At 71.5% G+C, this 19,694-nt stretch carries 16 protein-coding genes; 12 read left to right on the top strand and 4 right to left on the bottom strand.

Going from position 1 to position 19,694, the window contains the following annotated elements:
- The first annotated feature begins 7 nt into the window (after positions 1–7).
- Both MKK52_RS18750 and MKK52_RS18745 read left to right on the top strand, forming a co-directional pair.
- Positions 8–784 carry an IclR family transcriptional regulator gene (locus tag MKK52_RS18750; RefSeq protein WP_243956347.1) on the top strand — a complete coding sequence of 259 codons (777 nt, stop codon included), beginning with the start codon at positions 8–10 and terminating at the stop codon, positions 782–784.
- Between the two features lie 10 nt (positions 785–794).
- Complete coding sequence (locus tag MKK52_RS18745; protein WP_243956345.1) at positions 795–1,994, top strand: CaiB/BaiF CoA transferase family protein; 1,200 nt, start codon at positions 795–797, stop codon at positions 1,992–1,994.
- Here the strand turns inward: MKK52_RS18745 and MKK52_RS18740 are convergent.
- Positions 1,991–3,181 (bottom strand): complex I NDUFA9 subunit family protein, encoded by a 1,191-nt coding sequence (locus MKK52_RS18740; protein ID WP_243956469.1) that lies wholly within the window; start codon positions 3,179–3,181, stop codon positions 1,991–1,993. The genes MKK52_RS18745 and MKK52_RS18740 overlap by 4 nt on opposite strands.
- 192 nt (positions 3,182–3,373) lie before the next feature.
- Between MKK52_RS18740 and MKK52_RS18735 the strand changes: the two genes are divergently transcribed.
- A complete protein-coding gene (locus tag MKK52_RS18735; RefSeq protein ID WP_243956344.1) occupies positions 3,374–3,565 on the top strand; it encodes a hypothetical protein in 192 nt (63 codons plus the stop codon).
- A 14-nt stretch (positions 3,566–3,579) separates the two neighbouring features.
- Here the strand turns inward: MKK52_RS18735 and MKK52_RS18730 are convergent, their stop codons facing one another.
- From MKK52_RS18730 to MKK52_RS18720, 3 genes are all read right to left on the bottom strand, one after another.
- Entirely contained in the window at positions 3,580–4,503 is a 924-nt protein-coding gene (locus MKK52_RS18730; protein WP_243956343.1) for an MBL fold metallo-hydrolase, read from the bottom strand.
- A gap of 271 nt (positions 4,504–4,774) precedes the next feature.
- On the bottom strand, positions 4,775–5,935 hold the full coding sequence (locus MKK52_RS18725; RefSeq protein WP_243956342.1) for a murein L,D-transpeptidase family protein: 1,161 nt from the start codon (positions 5,933–5,935) through the stop codon (positions 4,775–4,777).
- Positions 5,936–6,047: 112 nt separating this feature from the next.
- On the bottom strand, positions 6,048–8,612 hold the full coding sequence (locus MKK52_RS18720; protein WP_243956341.1) for an ABC transporter ATP-binding protein: 2,565 nt from the start codon (positions 8,610–8,612) through the stop codon (positions 6,048–6,050).
- A gap of 198 nt (positions 8,613–8,810) precedes the next feature.
- Here MKK52_RS18720 and MKK52_RS18715 point away from each other — a divergent pair, with 198 nt between their 5' ends.
- Genes MKK52_RS18715 through MKK52_RS18675 form a run of 9 tightly spaced genes read left to right on the top strand, consistent with a single transcriptional unit; the run spans position 8,811 to position 19,693 of the window.
- A complete protein-coding gene (locus MKK52_RS18715; protein ID WP_243956467.1) occupies positions 8,811–9,419 on the top strand; it encodes a cytochrome c3 family protein in 609 nt (202 codons plus the stop codon).
- Positions 9,416–12,358 (top strand): TAT-variant-translocated molybdopterin oxidoreductase, encoded by a 2,943-nt coding sequence (locus MKK52_RS18710; protein WP_243956340.1) that lies wholly within the window; start codon positions 9,416–9,418, stop codon positions 12,356–12,358. The genes MKK52_RS18715 and MKK52_RS18710 overlap by 4 nt, the downstream gene beginning before the upstream one ends.
- A gap of 3 nt (positions 12,359–12,361) precedes the next feature.
- Positions 12,362–14,341 carry a quinol:electron acceptor oxidoreductase subunit ActD gene (locus MKK52_RS18705; protein WP_243956339.1) on the top strand — a complete coding sequence of 660 codons (1,980 nt, stop codon included), beginning with the start codon at positions 12,362–12,364 and terminating at the stop codon, positions 14,339–14,341.
- Positions 14,338–14,871: a c-type cytochrome gene (locus MKK52_RS18700; protein ID WP_243956338.1), complete on the top strand. Its 534-nt coding sequence runs from the start codon at positions 14,338–14,340 to the stop codon at positions 14,869–14,871. The genes MKK52_RS18705 and MKK52_RS18700 overlap by 4 nt, the downstream gene beginning before the upstream one ends.
- Positions 14,868–15,911, top strand: coding sequence for a hypothetical protein (locus MKK52_RS18695; protein ID WP_243956336.1), 1,044 nt, complete (start codon positions 14,868–14,870; stop codon positions 15,909–15,911). Before MKK52_RS18700 ends, MKK52_RS18695 begins: the two co-directional genes overlap by 4 nt.
- The gene (locus MKK52_RS18690) at positions 15,908–16,393 is read left to right on the top strand and encodes a hypothetical protein (RefSeq protein ID WP_243956334.1); all 486 of its coding nucleotides are present in this window, start codon (positions 15,908–15,910) and stop codon (positions 16,391–16,393) included. Before MKK52_RS18695 ends, MKK52_RS18690 begins: the two co-directional genes overlap by 4 nt.
- Positions 16,390–17,358, top strand: coding sequence for a cytochrome c oxidase subunit II (coxB, locus tag MKK52_RS18685; protein WP_243956332.1), 969 nt, complete (start codon positions 16,390–16,392; stop codon positions 17,356–17,358). The genes MKK52_RS18690 and coxB overlap by 4 nt, the downstream gene beginning before the upstream one ends.
- Positions 17,355–19,031: a cbb3-type cytochrome c oxidase subunit I gene (locus tag MKK52_RS18680; RefSeq protein ID WP_243956330.1), complete on the top strand. Its 1,677-nt coding sequence runs from the start codon at positions 17,355–17,357 to the stop codon at positions 19,029–19,031. Before coxB ends, MKK52_RS18680 begins: the two co-directional genes overlap by 4 nt.
- A complete protein-coding gene (locus MKK52_RS18675) occupies positions 19,028–19,693 on the top strand; it encodes a cytochrome c oxidase subunit 3 (RefSeq protein WP_243956328.1) in 666 nt (221 codons plus the stop codon). Before MKK52_RS18680 ends, MKK52_RS18675 begins: the two co-directional genes overlap by 4 nt.
- The last annotated feature ends 1 nt before the right edge of the window (position 19,694 follow it).

The raw sequence follows: 19,694 nt of genomic DNA, 5'->3' as shown, positions 1-19,694 counted from the left end.
GGATATCATGCCGGAAGAGGCCGGAGAGGACCGCCACTTCGTGACGGCGCTGGCCCGGGGCCTGTCGGTGCTCGCCTGTTTCGGGCCGGGGCGGACGAGCCTCGCCAACCACGACATCGCGGAGGCCTGCAGCCTGCCACGCTCCACCGTCTCGCGGCTGACCCACACCCTGACCCGCCTCAACTACCTGCAGCACCTGCCGGAATCGGGCCGCTACCGGCTGGGCACGGCGACCATCGCCCTGTCCTCGGCGGCGCTAGGCGGACTCGACGTGCGCGCCATCGCCCGGCCGGCCCTGCGGGCAGTGGCCGAGGCGGCGAACGCCTCCGTGGGGCTCGGCGTCCGCGACGGGTTGAGCATGCGCTACGTCGATTGCCACCGCGGCCCGGCGGCCATCGCGCTGAACCTCGACACCGGCTCGCGGATTTCGCTCGCCCGCAGCGCCATGGGCCGGGCTTATGTCGCGATCTGCCCCGAGCGGGAGCGCGAGCGGATCTACGAGGACCTGAAGGCCCTCGACCCGGTGGCGTGGCCGAAGCTGCGCGCCGGGCTCGACCGGGCGGTGCAGGAGCACCGGGAGATCGGCTGCTGCACCTCCTTCGGCGAGTGGCAGGAGACCGTCTCGGCCATCGCCGTGGGGTTCGACCCCGGCGGGGGCCTGCCGGCGATGTCGGTGAATTGCGGCGCCCCCTCGGTGATCACCGACGGGCGCTTCCTGATGGAGGTGGCCCGTCCGCTGCTGATCGAGGCCGTGCGCGGCCTCGACGGCGTGATGGGCGCTTGAGGATGACGCGATGCTGTTCGACCCCGACGACCTGCCGCTGACCGGCATCCGCGTCCTCGACCTGTCGCGGGTGCTCGCCGGGCCGTGGTGCGCGCAGGTGCTCGGCGATTTCGGCGCCGACGTGGTCAAGGTCGAGCACCCCGAGCGGGGGGACGACACCCGCGACTGGGGCGTGCGCACGACGCCGGGCAACACCTCGTATTTCGACAGCGTGAACCGCAACAAGCGCTCCATCGGCGTCGATCTCGCCGACCCGGAAGGCCTCGCCCTGGTGAAGGCGATGGCCCGCGACAGCGACGTGCTGGTGCAGAACTTCAAGACCGGCGGCGCCGACCGGCTCGGCCTCGGCTACGACGCGCTCAGCGCCGAAAATCCGGGCCTGATCTACTGCTCGGTGGCGGGCTACGCCTCGGACGGGTCGGAGGCGACGCGGCCGGGCTACGATCTCGTCGTGCAGGGCGAATCGGGGGTGATGGCCCTGAACGGCGAGCAGGGCGGGCCGCCCCTGAAGTTCGGCGTGGCGGCGGTGGACCTGTTCACCGGCCAATACGCGGCGCAGGCGGTGATCGCGGCGCTCTACCAACGCGAGCGCACCGGCAAGGGCCGCAGAATCGATCTCGCGCTGTTCGACAGCGGCGTCTCGCTGACCTCGTATTACGGGCTCGAATCGCTGGCGCAGGGCTTCGATTCGCAACGCTACGGCAACGCCCACCCCTCCATCGTGCCCTACGGCGTGTTCGAGGCGGGCGATGGGCCGCTGGTCATCACGGTGGGCAACAACGGCCAGTACCGGCGCTTCTGCGAGCAGGTGCTGAACCGGCCCGACCTCTGCGCCGACCCGCGCTTCGCGACCAATCTCGACCGCTCGAAGAACCGCGCCGCCTTCGTGCCGGTGCTGGACGCCGAGCTCGCCAAATGGACCCGGCGCGATCTCATCGCGCGGCTGCGGGAATGCGGCATCCCATGCGGCGAGGTGACAGGCCTGCGCGAGGCGCTGCTCGGCGACCGGGCGAAGGAGGCCGGGCTGATCGTCTCCGGCGAGGCCGGCGGTACCGTCATCGCCCCGACCTACCGCCTGGATGGTGCCCGCCTGCCCGTCCGGCGGATGCCGCCCGATCTCGGCGGGTCCACTGCCGAGATCCTGGAGGAGCGACTGGGCCTCGGCCCCGCCGAGTGCGAGGCGCTGAAGGCGAAGGGCGTGGTGCGCTAGCGCCGCGTCCCCCAGCGGGAGCCCATCGGGCTGCTGCCGGCATCGGCGCCGATGGCCGGGCCGGCGGCGCGCTCGGGGCGGTGGGTCGAGGGGGCGGCCATCGGCTCCGGGGCGATCATGTCCGGCACGCCGGCCTGGGCCTCCGTGCCGCGTCCTTCCGCGAACTGGCCCGCCTTGCGGAAGGTCCAGAGGTAGCCCGGCACCACGGCCTCGGCGGCGGTCGGCACGATGCCGAACGCCTCGATGCTGCGGCCTTCCGCCTTCGCCGCGTCGGAGACGACGTTGTCGGTCTGGAGCAGGATCACCTGATCGCGGGTGAGCTTCAGCTCGTCCGGCAGCATCCCGAGCGTCAGGGTGTTCACGATCTCCAGCGCCCGCGCCTGGATCTTGGCGATGGGCAGCGGCAGGTCGAGGACGAGGCGGCTGCGCTGGATGGTCTTCAGCATGTAGCGGACGAGATGATCGAGGGTCGCGACCTCCGGCCCACCGAGTTCGTAGACCCTGCCCCCGGCAACATGGCCGTCCACCGCCTTGGCGACGGCCTCGGCCACGTCGCCGACGAAGACCGGCTGGAAGCGCGTCTGCGCGCCGGCCAGCGGCAGCACCGGCAGGGCGCGGGCGAGGCCGGCGAAGCGGTTGAAGAAGCTGTCGCCCGGCCCGAAGATCAGCGACGGGCGCAGGATGATCGCGTCCGGGCAGGCGGCGAGCACCTTGGCCTCGCCCTCCGCCTTGGTGCGGGCATAGGCCGAGGGCGAGGCCGCGTCGGCGCCGATGGCCGAGACCTGGATCATCCGCGCGCCGTTGGCGGCGGCGGCGCGGGCGATGGCCCCGGCCCCGTCAGCCTGGAGCCGCGCGAAGCGCTGCGGCCCGCTCTCCTGCAGGATTCCGACGAGGTTGATCACCACGTCCGAGCGCTCGACGGCGCGGGTGATCGAATCCGGGTAGCGCAGGTTCGCCTGCACGGCGACGATCTGGCCGACCTTGCCGAGGGGCTGGAGGAACAGGGCGAGGTCCGGCCGCCGCACCGCGACGCGGATCCGGTAGCCGCGCTTGGCGAGCGCCCGGACGACGTGGCGGCCGAGGAAGCCGGAACCGCCGAAGATCGTCACGAGCTGCGTGTCGGGGCGCCGCGCCGGCCCGGCGGGCGTCTCGTGCTGCGGGTCGAGATACGTTTCCTGGCCGGTCATCACCGTCGTCTCGGGCTCCTTGCAGTGCGGAAGGAACACTGCCGGGGCCTCCTTAGCCCAACCTTGCGCCGCAGGGGAGAGGCGTGGACCGCGCGCGGTGTTGTGATGAGTCGATCCGTCTCCGCCGGGGAACGACGGGGCAGCGCGGACATTCCCCCGCTCTCACCCAGATCGCTTGCAGGGAATGCGTTGATGTTCGGGATGCTCGCCTCGGCGGTGATCGCCGTGTTCGGATTGCTCGTGGCGCTGGGCCGCATCGGCCACCCGATCGACGATCAGGCGGTGTCGCCCTTCGGATGGAGCATCCTGACGGTCGGGGCCGCCCTGTTCGTGCTGTTCGCCTACCGGCGCTTCAGCGCCGCGCGCGGGAACCGCCCCGCCTGATTCGAATGCGGAGGTCAGGCCGCGCGGACGCGGGGACGGGCTTCGCCGCCCACGGCGTGGAGGTCCGCGTGCCGCCCGCCCACCACCACCGATTGATACTCGCGGGCGATGAACGCGCTCGGCATCTCGGCCTGCAGGTCCGCTTCCATGGCCTGCAGGGTCGTGTCGGAATGGGCCGGGTGCAGGTGGATGATCGCCACCGATTTCACCCCGGCGGCGTGGGCGAGCTCGACGCCCTTCTGCCACGTGGAATGGCCCCAGCCCCGGCAGGTCGGATATTCGCAATCCGTGAACATGCCGTCGTAGACCATCAGGTCCGCGCCCGCGACGAACTCCGCCAGGGCCGGATCCGGCCACGGGTCGCGGTGCTCGATGTCGCTGATGATGCAGAGGCGCCGGCCGTTATGGTCGAACCGATAGCCCACCGATCCCTGCGGGTGGTTGAGCAGGATCGTGTCCACGCGGGTCCCGTCCTCGAAGACCAACGGCTCGCCGGCCTTGAACCCATGATGGCTGAACGTGCAGCACAGGTTGTCGAGTGTAATCGGGAACAGCGGCGGCGCGAACAGCCTGTCGAGGGCGTCGCTCGCCGACTGCCCGTCGAGGTTGCCGCACCACGTGCGGATGGTGCGGTCGCAGTCGAGCACCGCCGGCTTGAAGAAGGGCAGGCCCGCCGTGTGGTCGAGGTGCAGGTGGCTGAACAGCAGGTCCACCCGCTGCGGCAGGTCGGTTCGGTGATTCTGGCCGAGGTTGTACAGGCCCGAGCCGGCATCGATCACGAACAGGCGTTCGCCGCAGCGGACCTCCAGGCACGGAGTACTGCCGCCGAACTCGGCGTATTGCGGCCCGCTGACCGGGGTCGAGCCACGGACGCCCCAGAACCTGAGGACGAGGTCGTCGTTCGCTGTGCCCGGAAGGGGCACGGGATCCTGGGACATGGTGATCACTTCGGACGGACCTTCCCGACCGCAACAAGGATCGGATCTCCGTCGTCGTTCCAGAGAAATTGGGCGAAGTCCGGCAGAAGTCCGTTACAGGACTACCGTTTCGTCCCTGATGGACAATGAATTGGGGAATGCAACCGCGCCGCGATGTGCGGGCGCACACATGGGGCCGGCTCCGCGCCCGGCCTTCCCACAGGTCAGCCATGAATTTGGGGCCGGGCGCTAAAGCTTTGCCGGGACAGCATTTCCGCCGCCCGGCCGCACGTCAGAGCGGGGCCGCGGAGGCGACGAGGCCGGGTCGCTGGACGCGCGGCTCGCCATCCGGTCCGAGGGTGTCGCGCAAAAGACGCGGCAGGCTGTCGGCGTAGCGAGTCTCGAACGGGTCGGCGAGGCGGGCGAGGGAATCGCGCGGGCTCGCATAGGCGGGCACGAAGGGCGTCTCGCCCGGCCGGGGCGCGGCGGCGACCCAGCCGGTCCAGACCGATTCAGGTACCGGGGCCGCCCGGCGGCGGGCCGGCGTCAGGATGACCTCCTGCGCGGCGAAGGCCAGGGCCTCCGGCCGGCTGATGTCGCCGACCGCCCCGCCGCGCGACACGTAGGCCGCCCAGAAGGCGTTCTGGCCGCCATCGGAATAGGTGGTGCGGACGGCCGGCGCCTCGGTGGCGAGGGCGGCGATCCGCGCCTCCTCCATGGCGTGGCGGGTGACGTAGGCCGCCTCGCGCTTCGGGTCCTTGGAGGGGGCGAAGGCGTAGCGCCCGCCGACCACCGAGACCTGCGGCTCCTCCCCGGTCGCCTCGAACCGGTCGGCGCCTTCCTTGAGGTTCTGCCAGAAGGCGAAGTTCGGATCGCTCCGGTGGCGGGCGAGGTTTTCCGCCGTCATGTGGAACGGGTAGGCCTGGAACTGGAAGGCCGCCTGCCCGCCGGCCAGGGCCTCGCGGGCAATGGCGAAGATCTCCTCCACCGTCCCGTTCGTCATGGCGAAGCAGCCCATCGACGAGCAGATGCCGTGCACCATGATCGCCGAGCCGCTGCTGCCATGGGCGCGGTCGTAGGCGTTTGGGTACCCGACGTCGAAGGACAGGTGATAGTGCGAGTTCGGGTTCATCTGCCGCTTGGCGACCGAATAGAACCCCTCCGGCACCTGCCGGTCGCCGTTGCGGTGCTTGGGGCCGAGCTGGCCGGACCAGCGGCAGATCGGGAAGGACTTGATGAAGACGTAGCCCTTGGCCGCCTTCTTCCAGACTTCGAGTTCCGATTCGCGCTTGTAGGCGCGGAACACGACCGGCGCCGAGGCACTGGTGCCCTTCGACGCCATGATCGCCAGCGTGCCCGCCGGGATCGGAGCCGTCGCCTTGTCCTGCGCCGTCGCGGCCGAGCCGAGGGCGAGGAGGACGAGGCCGGCGGCGAGGCTTGTCCGGAGGGGCATGAACCGGGGGCGAGATCCAGGGGCGCGATGCGTCCCGAGGGGTGCCGCATCATGCTTAACCGACTGTTAAGCCAGTGATCTTCGCCGGCCTTTGCGGCGCGGGTGAGGCCGATCAGGCGGGTTCGAGCACCGCGTCCGCCACTGGCACCACCGCGCTGTTCTCCACGGCGATCACGGCGTCGAACGGATCGAGCCCGTCCGGCACCGTGGGGCCGTGCAGGCAGACGATGAGGCCGCGCCCGGCGCGCAGGCGCCGCAACCCGGCGAGGCGTGCGGCGAAGTCGTCCGGCTGGCGGGCTTCGAGGACGGCCATGACGAGGATGTCCGGCTCGCGGGCGAGGCAGCGGACGAGTTCGATGGCGATGCGGTCGCGGGCGCCGATCGCCCCGTCCGACAGGGCGCCGCCGCCCGTGGGATCGACCTCGCTGTCGAGGCCCCGGCGGTATACGGCGGCTTCCAGCCCCTCGTCGGCGAGGAAGCGCCGGAGCAGGGCGCGCACGCGCGGCTCGGCATTGGCCTCGCCGAGGCTCACCCGGCCGAAGAGCAGGTTCTCCTCCAGGCTCGCCGCCGGGTTGATCCGCGCCGGATCATGGAACTCGACCGCCCCGGAGAGGTGGGCCGGCAGCATCCGCGCGAAGGAGCGTCGGGCCTGGAGCAGCCTCTCCTCGAAGGCGGGGTCGATGAGGCCGAAGCGGTGGCGCGTCTCGCTGTAGCGCAGAGCGAGGCCGATCAGCCGCTTGCGGTCGCGCTGGCCCGCCGGCCCCCGCCTCAGGCCCGTGGCGGCGGGCAGGCGCACCACCAGATCCTCGAAATAGCCCCGCTCGGCGGCCGGGAAGAGGGAGTAGGCGTCGAAGAGCGGGTGGTCGTTCGGCAGTTCCGAGAAGATCTCGACGGTCATGCGCGCCACCGTAAGGCCGATCTCGGTGAGCGGGCGCACGAGGTCTTCCGCCTCCAGCACCGCGCGCATGTAGGGGTTGCGGGCGAGCCGGGCCGGGGCGAAGGCACCCCCGACCGGCGTGCCGAACAGGATGTTCTCGCCGACGCTGGCTTGGTGGTTGTAGCGCTCCGGGTCGAACGGCTCGATCAGCCGGCCCGCCCCCTCGGCGGCCAGCGCCGCCTGCATCCCCCGCCGGGCTGCGACGATGGCGGCGGCCAAGTCGGGGGCGGTCTTCGCGTCGAGCCGGCCTTCGAGGCCCCGGCTGTAGACGAGGCCGTCGAGGCCGGTGAGGCGGCAGAGGCCGATCAGCGCGATGTCGTCCGGGGCGAGGCCGGGCTTCGTGCCGTAGAGCAGGTTCTGGCGCAGGCTCCCTTCCACGAGGATGGCCTCGCCCCCCGCGAAGGCGATCCGCCGCGCCCGCTGGATGGGATCGAGGGACGACAGGTCGAGCCCGGCATAGGTCACGGAGCCGGCGGTCGGCTCGATCTGCCCGGCGAGCACCGCCGCGAGCACCCGCGCGCCGCTGCCGCGCCCCCCGGTGATCGCCACATGGCCCGGCATCGTCACCGCGACGTCGGAGCGGGCCAGCCGCTCTCCCGTGGCCGGATCGAAGGCGCCGACATCCTGTGCCGCGAGCGTTCCCGCCTCCGGCAGGCGCCGCGTCACCGGGGGCGCCGGGCGGGTCCCCGTGCGGCCGTCGAGGGCGGCGACCGTGCGGGCGAGGTCCCGCAGGCGGGGCCGCACCGCCTGCCGCGTGAGCCAGAGGCGCACGCAGGCGCCGACGAGCCACGCGGCCACGCCGAAGGCGCCCGCCGCCGCCGCGAGGTCGGCGGGCTCCACCGGCGGCGAGGCGGCCTCGCCCTTCAGGCCGGTGCGCCACAGGGCCGTGCCGATGGCCAGCGCGGGCAGGATCGCCGCCAGGGCCACGGCGGGGCCGCGCGCATAGGCGAGGCGCGCCTCGGCGCGGGCGATCTTGGCGCGGTTGACCGCGACGCGGGAGGTGATCCGCGCCATCTCCAGGGCGCCCGCCCCGTGGTTGCGGACGGCGGGCAGGCGCCGCACGAGGTCGCCGAGACCGGCCTCCACCCGCGCGGCGGTGCGGATGCGCAGGTCCTGCCGCTCACGGCCCCGGCGCAGCATCAGCGCGTCCGCGAGGGCGGCCGCCGCGAGGCCCACCGCCGCCGCCGGCACGAGGCGCGGCGCGGCAAGCGCGGCGAAGGCCAGGGCCAGGGCGACCGCCACGAGGGTCATCGCCGGCACGACGATGCCCGCCGCCAGCAGCCGCTCGGTGCGGCTCAAGACCTCACCCACCAGCCGGGCGATGCCCCGGAGGTCGTCCCGCGCCGTGGCCGGCGAGGCGATGACCGCCCGGATCGACCGGTCGCGAACGGCGTCCGCCGCGCGGTTCTGGGCGCGAAAGCACAGCACCGCGACCAGCCAGCCGACGGCGGCCAGCGCCAGGGCGCAGCCGGCGATGCCGAGGAAGCCCGCGAGTTCCAGGTCCGCCGGCCGCATCGGCCAGCCCTTCGCCAGCACCCATTCCCCCTGCGGCAAAGCCACCGTGAGCCGCAGGAACGGCACGCTCGGCGCCTCGTCGCGGGGCATCACGCCGATCAGGTCGCGCAGGCACAGGAGCGCCAGGGTGCAGAGCGGCGCCCCGAGGCCCACCGCCAGCGCCGTCGCTGCGGCATGGAGGCGCCGCGCGTTCCGCCAGGTGATGCGCAGGGGATCGGTATCCATCCTACCCTTATACAGCCGACGCGGCAGAGCACGATTGGCCGCAGCCGCAGGGCTGGCGCGCTATCCCAACGGCGCTACCTTCGCGGCAACGCACCGGAGGGCTGGTTTTTGAACGGGAACGCCGACGACCGGCCAGAGGGCCCTGCGACGGCGCAGCTCTTCACCCCCGGTGCCGACGCCATCTATCGCCTCGTGCTGATGACGCTGGTCGCCTGCCTCGTCGCGGTGCCGGTGCTGGGCGCGGGCATCGTGCGGTCGAGCTACGTCACGGGGGTGGGCATCGCCCCGAGCCAGCCTGTGCCGTTCAGCCACAAGCACCATGCGGGCGAACTCGGCGTCGATTGCCGCTATTGCCATACGGGCGTCGAGAAGACGGCCAGCGCCGGGCTCCCCCCGACCCACACCTGCATGACCTGCCACTCACAGATCTGGACCGGCTCGGACATGCTGAAGCCCGTGCGTGACAGCTACACGCAAGACAAGCCCCTCGTCTGGAAGCGGCTGAACAAGCTGCCGGGCTACGTCTACTTCAACCACTCGGTCCACGTGACCAAGGGCGTCGGCTGCTCGACCTGCCACGGCGACGTGACCTCGATGCAGATGACCTACCGCGCCAACGCCTTCGAGATGCAGTTCTGCCTCGATTGCCACCGGGCGCCGGAGAAGAACCTGCGCACGCCGGACGAAGTCTGGAACATGAACTGGAAGCCCGCTGCCGACCAGGCGAGCCTCGGGCCGAAGCTCGCCGCGCAGTACCATGTGCGCGGCGGCGAGCGGCTCACCGAATGCGGAATCTGCCACCGATGACAGGCGTGCCCGACCTCACGGCCCTGCGCGCCCGGCTGGACGGCGGCGACGGCCCGCGCTTCTGGCGCAGCCTCGACGCGGTGGCCGATTCGGAGGAGTTCCGCACCTATCTCGCAGCCGAGTTCCCGGCGGCCACGCGGCTGGCCATGCAACCGGGGCGGCGCGGCTTCCTCAAGCTCATGGCCGCCTCCTTCGCGCTGGGCGGCCTCGCCGCCTGCGGAGGGCCGGACGGGCGTGACTACGAAGTGCCCTACGTGAAGGAGCCGGAGCGGATCGTGCCCGGCGCCGTCCTGTCCTATGCGTCGAGCGCGCTGTTCGACGGGTTCGGCAACGGCATCCTCGTCACCACCCGCAACGGGCGCCCCCTGAAGATCGAGGGCAACCCGGACCATCCCTGGAGCCGGGGCGGCACCGACGTGCTCGCCCAGGCCTCGATCCTCGGCCTCTACGATCCGTTCCGCAGCCAGGCGGTGCAGCATCTCGGGCGCCCCGCCTCCTGGGCGTCCTTTGAAGCCGCGATGCTGGGGGAGACGGAGCGCTGGCGCGCCGCGCGCGGCAAGGGCGTCGCCCTGCTCACCGGCCCCGTCACCTCTCCAACGCTCGCGGCCGAACTCGACAAGCTCCGCGCGGCCTACCCGGAGATGCGCTGGTACTCCGGCTCGACCCGCGACGGGATCCACGAAGGCGCCCGCCGCGCCTTCGGCCGCCCGGTGGAGACCCTGCCCGATTTCGCCAAGGCGAAGACCATCGTCGCCCTCGACGGCGACTTCCTCGATCTCGGGCCCGGGCAGGTCGGCCTGTCGCGGCGCTGGGCCGACGCCCGCCGGGCCGCCCTGGCGCAGGGGCGCCTGCTGCCGCTCTTCTCCGCCGCGCCGACGCCGGGCCTCACCAGCTCCAAGGCGGACGATGCCTTGCCGGTCTCCGCCGGGCGCCTGGAGGAGATCGCGCGGGCGATGCTCGCCGCCGCCGCCGGTGGGGCCGCGCCGGAGGGCACCGACCCAGCCGCGCGCTGGGCGCGCCGGGCGTGGGACTCCCTGAACGCGGCGCGGGGCGCGGGCATCGTGACGGCGGGGCTGACCGCGAGCCCCGACCTGCACGACCTCGTCCACCGCCTCAACGGCGCGCTCGGCAATGAGGGCGCGACGCTCCGCCATGTCTCGCCAGCCGTGCAGGACGGGGCGGGCTCCCTCGCCGACCTCGCCAAGGCGATGGACGGGGGCGAGGTGCAGGCCCTGATCGTGCTCGGCACGAACCCGGTCTACGACGCACCGGGCGCCCTCGATTTCGCCGCGCGGATGGAGCGGGTGCCGCTCAAGATCCACGCCGGGCTGTATTTCGACGAGACCGGCGCCCATGCCGACTGGCACCTGCCGCTCGCCCATCCGCTCGAATCCTGGGGCGACGTGCGCTCCCTCGACGGGACGGTAGGGCTGATCCAGCCGACCGTCTCGCCCTTCTACAACGGCCACACGCCGCAGGAGATCGTCGCCTTCCTCGCCCGCGCGGACGGGGCGGCCGATCCCCTGGCCCTGCTCAAGGCGCGCTGGCGCGGGCAAGGCGAGGACGAATCCGCCTTCGAGGCACGCTTCGCCGAGGCCCTGCGCACCGGCTTCCTCCCCGACAGCGCCGCGCCCGCCGAGGCGGTCACGCTCACCGCCGCCGCCGCGACGCCCCCCGCTCCGGCGGGCGGCCTCGAAGTGGTGTTCCGGCTGGACGGCACCCTCTACGACGGCACCCATGCCGACCTCGCGTGGCTTCAGGAATTGCCCAAGCCCCTGACCAAGGTGGTGTGGGAGAACGTCGTCGCGGTGAGCCCTGCGCTCGCCGCCCGCGAGAAGCTCGCCGACGGCGACCTCGTGCGGATCGAGGCGGGCGGGCGCTCCGTCACCGGCCCGGCCTGGATCCTGCCCGGTCAGGCCGCCGACACCGTGACGCTCAGCCTCGGCTACGGCCGCACCGTGCCCGACCATCTCTCGCAGGGCCTCGGCTACGATGCCGGCGCCCTGCGCTCTCCCGAGACGCCCTGGCGCCTGTCGGGGGCGCGCCTCGTGCGCACGGGCGAGCGGCGGATGCCCGCCACGACCCAGCATCTCGGCGCCCTGCCCGACGACGAGGAGGGCCGGCAGATCATCCGCACCCAGGTGCCCGGCGGTGCCCCGGCGGGCGATCCGAAGGACGCGAACCCGCCCTCCTTCTATCCGCCGCCCGAGTCGCAGGACCGCTGGACCGCCGCGCAATGGGGCATGGCGATCGACCTCGACGCCTGCACCGGCTGCAACGCCTGCGTCACCGCCTGTCAGGCCGAGAACAACATCCCCGTGGTCGGCCGCGAGGAGGTGGCTCGCGGGCGCTGGCTCGGCTGGATCCGCATCGACCGCTACTACGAGGGCGACCCGGAGGCTCCGGCGACGCATTTCCAGCCCGTGAACTGCATGCATTGCGAGTCCGCGCCCTGCGAACTCGGCTGCCCGGTGGAGGCGACGCTCCATGACAGCGAGGGGCTGAACCTGCAGGTCTACAACCGCTGCGTCGGGACGCGGACCTGCCAGAGCTACTGCCCGTACAAGGTCAGGCGCTTCAACTACCTCGACTATTCCGGCGGGATGCCCCCGGTGACGCAGCAGCAGCGCAACCCGGAGGTGACGGTGCGGGCGCGCGGCGTGATGGAGAAGTGCACCTACTGCATCCAGCGCATCGCGGCGGCCCGGATCGACTCCGCCAAGGACGCCCACGCCCCGATCCCCGACGGGACGGTCGAGACCGCCTGCCAGGGCGCCTGCCCGACGCGGGCGATCACCTTCGGCAACGTGGCCGACCCCGACAGTCAGGTCTCCGTCGCCAAGCGCGATCCGCGCAACTACTCGCTGCTGGGGCACCTCAACACCAAGCCGCGCACCACCTACCTCGCCGGGCTCGTCCCCGGCGGGCGGGAGGGCTGAGGCATGATCCGCGACCCTGCCCCCGCGATCCGCCCCGGCGAGGACATGCGCTCCGTCGGCGAGGCGGTGACGACGATCACCCTCGCCCATCCCGCCGGCCGGAGATGGTGGATCGCCTTCGCGGGCGCCGCCGCCTTGCTCGGGCTGTTCGCCCTCACCCTCTGCTACCTCCTCTACGAGGGCGTGGGGATCTGGGACAACAACAACGCCGTCGTCTGGGCGCTCGACATCGCGAGCTACGATTGGTGGATCGGCGTCGCCTGCGGCAGCCTGCTCGTCTCCGGCATCCTGCTGCTGCTCGGCGTCGAGTGGCGGGGGCCGGTGAGCCGCGTCGCGGAGACGGTAGGGCTGCTCGCCACCGCCGCCGCCGGGCTCTACCCGATCATCCATCTCGGGCGGCCCTGGTTCTTCTACTGGAACCTGCCCTATCCGAACACCTTCGGCCTCTGGCCGCAATTCCGCTCGCCGCTCCTGTGGGACGCCATCGACATCGTGTCGTTCCTCGTGTTGGCGCTGAGCCTCTGGTACATCGGCCTCCTACCCGACATCGCCTGCCTGCGCGACCGCGCCTACGCGGAGGCCGCGCGGCAGATCGAGGCGGTGGCCCCGACCCGGAAGACCGCCCTCCTGCGGGCGCGCGCCTACGGCATCCTCGCCTCGGGCTGGCGCGGCTCGGCCGCCCACTGGCAGATCCGGGGGCAGGCCTACCGGATCGTCGCCCTGCTCGGCGTGCTCCTCGTCGTCTCGGTGCAGACCGGCGCCTCGGTGATGCTCGCGGGCTCGGTGATGCCCGGCTGGCACGGCACGCTGATGCCCGTGAGCTTCCTGGTCCACGCGGTGCTCTCGGGCGTCGGCGTCACGGCGGCGCTCATGATGCTGGTGCGCGGGGTCTACGGGCTGTCGAGCCTCGTCACCGACCGCCACCTCGACGTGCTCGCGCGGCTGATGCTCTGCCTCGGCTGCGCCAGCGCCTATTGCTACGGCGCCGAGATCTTCGACACGTTCCTCGCGGGCGATGCCGCCGGCCGCGCCGTGCTGATGCGCCGGATGGAGGGCGGGCACGCCCTCGCCTTCTGGGCGGCGGTGATCGGCCTCACCCTGCCGCCGCAGGCCTTCTGGTCCGCCCGCGCCCGGCGCTCGCCGCTGATCCTCGCCGTGGTCGGGCTCCTCGTGGCGGCGGGCGCCTATGCCGACCATGTGATGATCCTGGTCGTCACCCTGACGCAGGATTTCCTGCCCTCCTCCCGCCTGCCCTACTCGATCGATCACTGGGGCGTGGCCACCTTCGTCGGCTCGATCGGGCTGTTCCTCACCCTGATCCTGCTGTTCGTGCGCTACCTGCCCTCGGTCTCGATCACCGAGATCCGCCGCCTCGTGCCGACCGGCGCGCAGGCCGCTGCCGCCGCATCGACACGCCGGCCGGAGGGGGAGCGGGACGCGCCACTCTGGGGGGTCGCCGCCTCCTTCCCGAGCGAGGCCGAACTCGCCGCCGCCCTGCAGGCGCTGTCCTCCCTGCAGGACCGCATCCACCTCGACGGCTACGGCCCCGTGCCGATGCCCCGCACCCTGCGGGCGCTCGGCCTCGAGGGGCGCTCGATCCTTCCCTATGCCCTGGGCGGGGCGCTCGTGGGCGGCGCGGCCTTCTACGGCATGTGCATCTACGCCACGGCCTACGATTACGTGTTCCTGGTCGGCGGGCGGCCGCGCTTCTCCTGGCCCTCCTTCGTGGTCCCGAGCGTGTCCTTCGCGATGCTCACCGGGTGTCTGGCCGTCCACGCCGCGCTGCTCTGGCTGAACCGCCTGCCGCGCCTGAACCACCCGGCCTTCAATATCCCCGGCTTCCTCAACGCCTCGCAGGACCGGTTCTTCCTTGCCGTCGAGTTGCGGGACGACAGCCCGGAGGCCGCGCGCATCGAGCGCCGCCTCGCCGCCCTGCCCCAGGGCAGCGGGCGCCCCCTGGCCATCGCGAGGATCCCGCGATGAGCCGCCGCCTCCTCTTGCCCCTCCTGGCCGTGCTGCCGCTCGCCGCCTGCGGCGAGGCCAACATGGACGACCAGGCCAAGGCCCGTAGCTGGGACAAGAACCCGTTCTTCCCCAAAGAGATGACGATGCGCCATCCGGTGGCCGGCACGGTGCCCCGCCTCGATCCGGCCCGCGAGGTGCCCCAGCCCGCGACCATCACCGCCGCCCTCGTGGAGCGCGGGCGCCAGCGCTATTCGGTCTTCTGCACGCCCTGCCACGGGCAGGACGGCAAGGGCGCGGGCATGATCGTGGATCGCGGCCTCGCCCCGGCGGCCGACCTCGGATCGGAGCGCCTGCGCGCCGCCGGAGCGCCCGAGATCTACGGGGCCATCTCGAACGGCTACCGCAGCATGTTCGGCATGGCGGAGATGATCCCCCCGGCGGATCGCTGGGCCATCGTCGCCTATGTCCGCGCCCTGCAGATCAGCCGGGACGTGCCCGTCTCGGCCCTGCCCGAGACTGACCGCGCGGCCCTGGAGGCGGCCCGATGAGGCTGCCCCTCTTCGCCCTCCTCGGCGCCGGGGCGCTCGCCCTGGCGCTCTATGCCGGCGGAAGCCGGGGCGCGGCGGCGTCCTGCCTCGCGGCGTGGCTCGTGCTCCTCGCCCTGCCCGTCGGCGCCCTGCCGATCACGGTGGTGGCCGAGCGCTTCGGCAAGAAGGTGCGCGAGCGCGGCGGCGTCGAGATGCTCGCCGGCCTGCGGCGCCTCATGGCGCTGATGCCGGCCGCCGCGCTCCTCGGCGTCCCGGTGCTGGTCGCGAGCCTCCTCCTCTATCCGTGGATGCACGAACCGCCGCGCACGCCGCTCGCCGGCCTGTGGTTCACCGCGCCGTTCTTCCTCGTGCGGGCGGCGCTCTATCTCGGCGTCTGGACGTGGCTGTGCCTGCGCTTCGCCCGGCCCTTCGAGGCCCCCGGCGAGGGCCGCACCGTGCCGGCAGTCGCCCTGCACGCGCTCATCGGCACGCTCTTCGCCATCGACGTGGTCGCCGCCCTCGATCCGAGGCTCGATTCCGCCCTCCTCGGCCTCCTGCTGATGACCGCCTGGAGCGGGCTGGCCTTCGCCGCCGCGATCCTCCTCGCCTGGGAGGAGCCCGAACCCATCGGCCGGGGCCGCGCGGTGCCAGGGCGGGGGCGGCTCATCCCCCTCGTCGTGCTCCTCGGCCTCTGGGCCTACATGCACTTCCTGCAGGCGCTGATCGTCTGGTCCGCGAACCTCCCCGCCGAGGTGGCGTGGTACTCGGCGCGCGGCGGCTGGACCGGCCGCAGCCTCGCCATCGCCTCCGGCGTGGTGGCGAGCCTCGCCGGGCTCGCGACCCTGCGGCCGGGCCGGGTCATCACCCGGGCGCTGGCCGCCGCCGCCATCGCGGTCCACGCCGTGGAGATGTTCTGGCTGGTCACGCCCTCCGTGCGCGACCGGTTCGCGATCCGCCCCGCGGACGTGCTCGCCTGCGTCGCCGTCGCCTGCCTCGCCGCGCTGCTGCATCCGCTCCTCGCCCGGCGCTGGGCGTCGCCCCACCGGAGGAAGGCCCGATGAGCGGCGAGGGACAACGCTCGGCCGGGCTCGTGCCGGCCATGCTCGCGGCCCTGGCGCTGAAGGCCACCGGCCTCGTGCGCCGCCGGGCGGAGGCGGGCAAGCCCAGCCGCCGGCCGGACGGGCCGGGCCACGAGACCAGCGACGTCAACGTCCGCAACACCGTGCTCGTGATGGGCGGCCTCGCCCTGTCGGCCGCCGCCGTCATCGGGGGCATGGTGCTGTTCATCCGCGTCACGGAATCGCGCCAGCGCGCGGCCCTGCCGACGCTCACCCCGCAGCAGACGACCCGCCTCGTGCCGCCGCCGCCGAACCTTCAGCCCGACCCCTATGCCGACCTCGACCAGCAGCGGGACGCTGCCCGCGCCACCATCGACGGCTACGGCTACCTCGACCCCGCACGGACCCGCGCCCGCATCCCGATCGACCGTGCGATGGATCTCGCGGTCGGGCGCTCCCTCGACGGTGGGGAGCCGTCGCGATGACACCCGATCATGCCGCCCTGCAACTCTGGCCCGTCGCCGCCTCGGCCAGCGCCGTCGAGGCCGACGAGCTGATCCTCGCCTTCACGGTGCTGACGCTCGTGCTCACCGTGCCGGTGTTCATCGCCATCACGTGGTTCGCCCTGCGATACCGGGAGGGCTCGGAGGCCGACCGCTCTCCCTCGGGCATCCGCTCGAACCTCATCGAGATCAGCTGGATGCTGATCCCGTTCCTGCTCACCCTGGTGTTCTTCGTCTGGGGCGCGCGGCTCTTCGTCGATTCGAAGAACCCGCCGCCCGATGCGATGGTGGTGGAGGTGATCGGCCGGCAATGGATGTGGAAGTTCCAGCATCCCACCGGCCAGTCCGAGATCAACAACCTGCACCTGCCCATCGGCCAGCCGATCAAGCTGCGGATCATCAGCCAGGACGTGATCCACGCCCTCTACCTGCCCGCCGTGCGGATGCAGGTCGCCGCCCTGCCCGACCGTTACACCGAGATGTGGTTCAAGGCCGACAAGGTCGGCACCTTCCACCTCTACTGCTCCGAATATTGCGGTTCCGACCATTCGGTGATGGGCGGCAAGCTGACCCTCATGAACCCTGGCGACTATCAGGACTGGCTGGTCCATGCCGGGGCGCAGCAGGGCGTCGTCGCCGCCGGCCGTGCCCTCTACGAGGCCTATGGCTGCGCCTCCTGCCACGAGCCGGGCTCCCCGGTGAAGGCGCCGAGCCTCGCCGGCCTCTACGGCAGCAGGGTCGCCCTCGCGGACGGGCGCAATGTCGTCGCGGACGACGAATGGCTGCGCCAGAAGATCCTGAACCCCAACGGCGACAAGCTCGCCGGCGGGGGCAAGCAGGTGATGCCGAGCTTCGCCGGGCGGATCCCGGAGGACGAGCTCAACAAGATCGTCGACTTCATTAAGGCCTATCCGAGGCCCGGCCAATCCGCGGAGGCGACGCGATGAGCGCATCGGGCACCATTGAGGGCGCGGCCCACCGCGAGCCGCACGCGCCGGAGGCCACGATCGGGCGCAAGCCCGACTACCTCCACGCGGAATCGACCCTGCGCTCATGGTTCTTCACCACGGACCACAAGCGCATCGCGCTGCTGTACCTCGCCTCGATCACCGGCTTCTTCGTCATCGGCGCCCTGGCGGCGGGGGTGGTGCGGCTGGCGCTGGTCGTGCCGAACGGCGCGATCATGACCAACGACACCTACAACAAGGCCTTCACCATCCACGGGGTGGTGATGGTGTGGTTCTTCCTGATCCCCTCCATCCCCGCCACCTTCGGCAACTTCCTGATCCCGTTGATGATCGGGGCCAAGGACCTCGCCTTCCCCAAGCTCAACCTGACGAGCTGGTACGTGTTCATGACCGGGGCGTTGTTCACCCTGGTCTCGGTGGTGCTCGGCGGTGTCGACACCGGCTGGACCTTCTACGCGCCGCTCTCCACCGCCTTCTCGAACACCTGGGTGCTGCCGGCGCTGATCGGCGTGACCATCGTCGGCTTCTCCTCGATCCTGACGGGGCTCAACTTCGTCGTGACGATCCACACCATGCGCGCGCCGGGCATGACGTGGTTCAAATTGCCGATCTTCGTCTGGACGCATTACGCGACGAGCTTGATCTTCCTCCTCGCGACGCCAGTCATCACCACGGCCCTGATCCTGCTCATCGCCGAGCGGGCCTTCCATGTCGGGGTGTTCGATCCGGCCTATGGCGGCGACCCGGTGCTGTTCCAGCACCTGTTCTGGTTCTACTCGCACCCGGCCGTGTACATCATGGTGCTGCCAGGCATGGGCGTGATCTCGGAGATCGTCCCAGCCTTCGCCCGCAAGAAGCTGTTCGGCTACCGCTTCGTGGCCTACGCCTCGATCGGGCTCGCCTCGGTGACGTTCTTCGTGTGGGGCCACCACATGTTCATCAACGGCCAGAGCGATCTGGCGAGCCTCGTCTTCTCCGCGCTCTCCTTCGCGGTGGCGGTGCCCTCGGCGGTGAAGGTCTACAACTGGACCGCGACGATCCATAAGGGCAGCCTCCGGCTCGACACGCCGATGCTCTACGCGATGGGCTATATCGGCCTGTTCGTGCTCGGCGGCTTGACCGGGCTCTACCTCGCGACGCTCGCGATCAACCAGCACATCCACGCCACCTACTTCGTGGTCGCGCATTTTCACTACATCATGGTCGGCGGCACGGTGCTGGCCTTCCTCGGCGGCCTGCACTTCTGGTGGCCGAAATTCACGGGCCGCATGTACAGCGAGCCGTGGGGCCGGGTCTCGGCGATCCTGATCTTCCTCGGCTTCAACGTCACCTTCTTCCCGCAATTCATCCTGGGGTATCTCGGGATGCCCCGGCGCTACGCGACCTACCCGCCGGAATTCCAGCTCCTCAACGTGCTGTCCTCGGCCGGGGCGACGATCCTGGCGGCGGGCTACATCTTCCCGATGCTCTACCTCGTCTATTCCCTGTGGTTCGGCCGAAAGGCGCCGGCCAACCCGTGGGACGCGAAGGGGCTGGAATGGGAGACCTCGTCCCCGCCGCCGACGCTGAACTTCGTCAGCCCGCCGGAGGTGCCGCGCATCCCCTACGACTACCCGATCCAGGCCACCGAATCCAAAGACCAGCACCGATGAGCGAGGGGCTCGCCAAGGGGGTCGGGGTCGCCCGCGCCCATCATTTCGAGAGCGTGGCCCAGCAGCGCGAGGCCACGACGCTGGGCATCTGGGCGTGGCTCATCACCGAGCTGCTGCTCTTCTCCGCACTGTTCCTCGTGGCGCTGATCCTGCGCATCCAGCACCCGGAGGCGACGGTCGCGGCGGCGCGGCACCTGAAGTTCTGGATCGGCGCCGCCAACACCGTGGTGCTCATCTGTTCGAGCCTCACCATGTCGATGGCGATCGAGTTCTCGCGGATGGGGTGGCAGCGGGCGATGGTGCGCGCCATGCTGGCCACCGCCGCCCTCGGGACCCTGTTCCTCGTGCTCAAGGGCTACGAGTACTATGCCGACTGGGACGAGCACATGATGCCGTTCCTGTCCTCGCGGCCCTTCGCGCTGGAGGAGACGCCGGCCGCGCGGCTCTTCGTGAACCTCTACTACGTCGCGACCATGCTGCACGCGGTCCACCTGTTCACCGGCATCACGCTGCTCCTCGGCATGACGTGGATGGCGGCCAAGGCCGGGTTCCTGTCGCGGCACCAGAACTGGATCGAGATCTACGGCCTCTACTGGCACTTCATCGATCTCGTGTGGATCCTGGCCTTTCCGATCCTCTACGTCGTCAACCGGGGGACCTGAC

Origin of the sequence: Methylobacterium sp. J-067, assembly GCF_022829465.1 — a bacterium.
In the GTDB taxonomy this organism is placed as follows: Bacteria; Pseudomonadota; Alphaproteobacteria; order Rhizobiales; family Beijerinckiaceae; genus Methylobacterium; species Methylobacterium litchii.
Note: the sequence above shows the minus strand (reverse complement) of the source record. Positions and strands in the feature narration are given on the sequence as shown.

What these genes read in the sequence shown, in the direction of transcription:
- MKK52_RS18750 (WP_243956347.1), top strand. Translation starts at nt 8, where the DNA reads ATGCCGGAAGAGGCCGGAGAGGACCGCCACTTCGTGACGGCGCTGGCC.
- MKK52_RS18745 (WP_243956345.1), top strand. Translation starts at nt 795, where the DNA reads ATGCTGTTCGACCCCGACGACCTGCCGCTGACCGGCATCCGCGTCCTC.
- MKK52_RS18740 (WP_243956469.1), bottom strand. Translation starts at nt 3,181, where the DNA reads ATGACCGGCCAGGAAACGTATCTCGACCCGCAGCACGAGACGCCCGCC.
- MKK52_RS18735 (WP_243956344.1), top strand. Translation starts at nt 3,374, where the DNA reads ATGTTCGGGATGCTCGCCTCGGCGGTGATCGCCGTGTTCGGATTGCTC.
- MKK52_RS18730 (WP_243956343.1), bottom strand. Translation starts at nt 4,503, where the DNA reads ATGTCCCAGGATCCCGTGCCCCTTCCGGGCACAGCGAACGACGACCTC.
- MKK52_RS18725 (WP_243956342.1), bottom strand. Translation starts at nt 5,935, where the DNA reads ATGCCCCTCCGGACAAGCCTCGCCGCCGGCCTCGTCCTCCTCGCCCTC.
- MKK52_RS18720 (WP_243956341.1), bottom strand. Translation starts at nt 8,612, where the DNA reads ATGGATACCGATCCCCTGCGCATCACCTGGCGGAACGCGCGGCGCCTC.
- MKK52_RS18715 (WP_243956467.1), top strand. Translation starts at nt 8,811, where the DNA reads ATGACGCTGGTCGCCTGCCTCGTCGCGGTGCCGGTGCTGGGCGCGGGC.
- MKK52_RS18710 (WP_243956340.1), top strand. Translation starts at nt 9,416, where the DNA reads ATGACAGGCGTGCCCGACCTCACGGCCCTGCGCGCCCGGCTGGACGGC.
- MKK52_RS18705 (WP_243956339.1), top strand. Translation starts at nt 12,362, where the DNA reads ATGATCCGCGACCCTGCCCCCGCGATCCGCCCCGGCGAGGACATGCGC.
- MKK52_RS18700 (WP_243956338.1), top strand. Translation starts at nt 14,338, where the DNA reads ATGAGCCGCCGCCTCCTCTTGCCCCTCCTGGCCGTGCTGCCGCTCGCC.
- MKK52_RS18695 (WP_243956336.1), top strand. Translation starts at nt 14,868, where the DNA reads ATGAGGCTGCCCCTCTTCGCCCTCCTCGGCGCCGGGGCGCTCGCCCTG.
- MKK52_RS18690 (WP_243956334.1), top strand. Translation starts at nt 15,908, where the DNA reads ATGAGCGGCGAGGGACAACGCTCGGCCGGGCTCGTGCCGGCCATGCTC.
- coxB (WP_243956332.1), top strand. Translation starts at nt 16,390, where the DNA reads ATGACACCCGATCATGCCGCCCTGCAACTCTGGCCCGTCGCCGCCTCG.
- MKK52_RS18680 (WP_243956330.1), top strand. Translation starts at nt 17,355, where the DNA reads ATGAGCGCATCGGGCACCATTGAGGGCGCGGCCCACCGCGAGCCGCAC.
- MKK52_RS18675 (WP_243956328.1), top strand. Translation starts at nt 19,028, where the DNA reads ATGAGCGAGGGGCTCGCCAAGGGGGTCGGGGTCGCCCGCGCCCATCAT.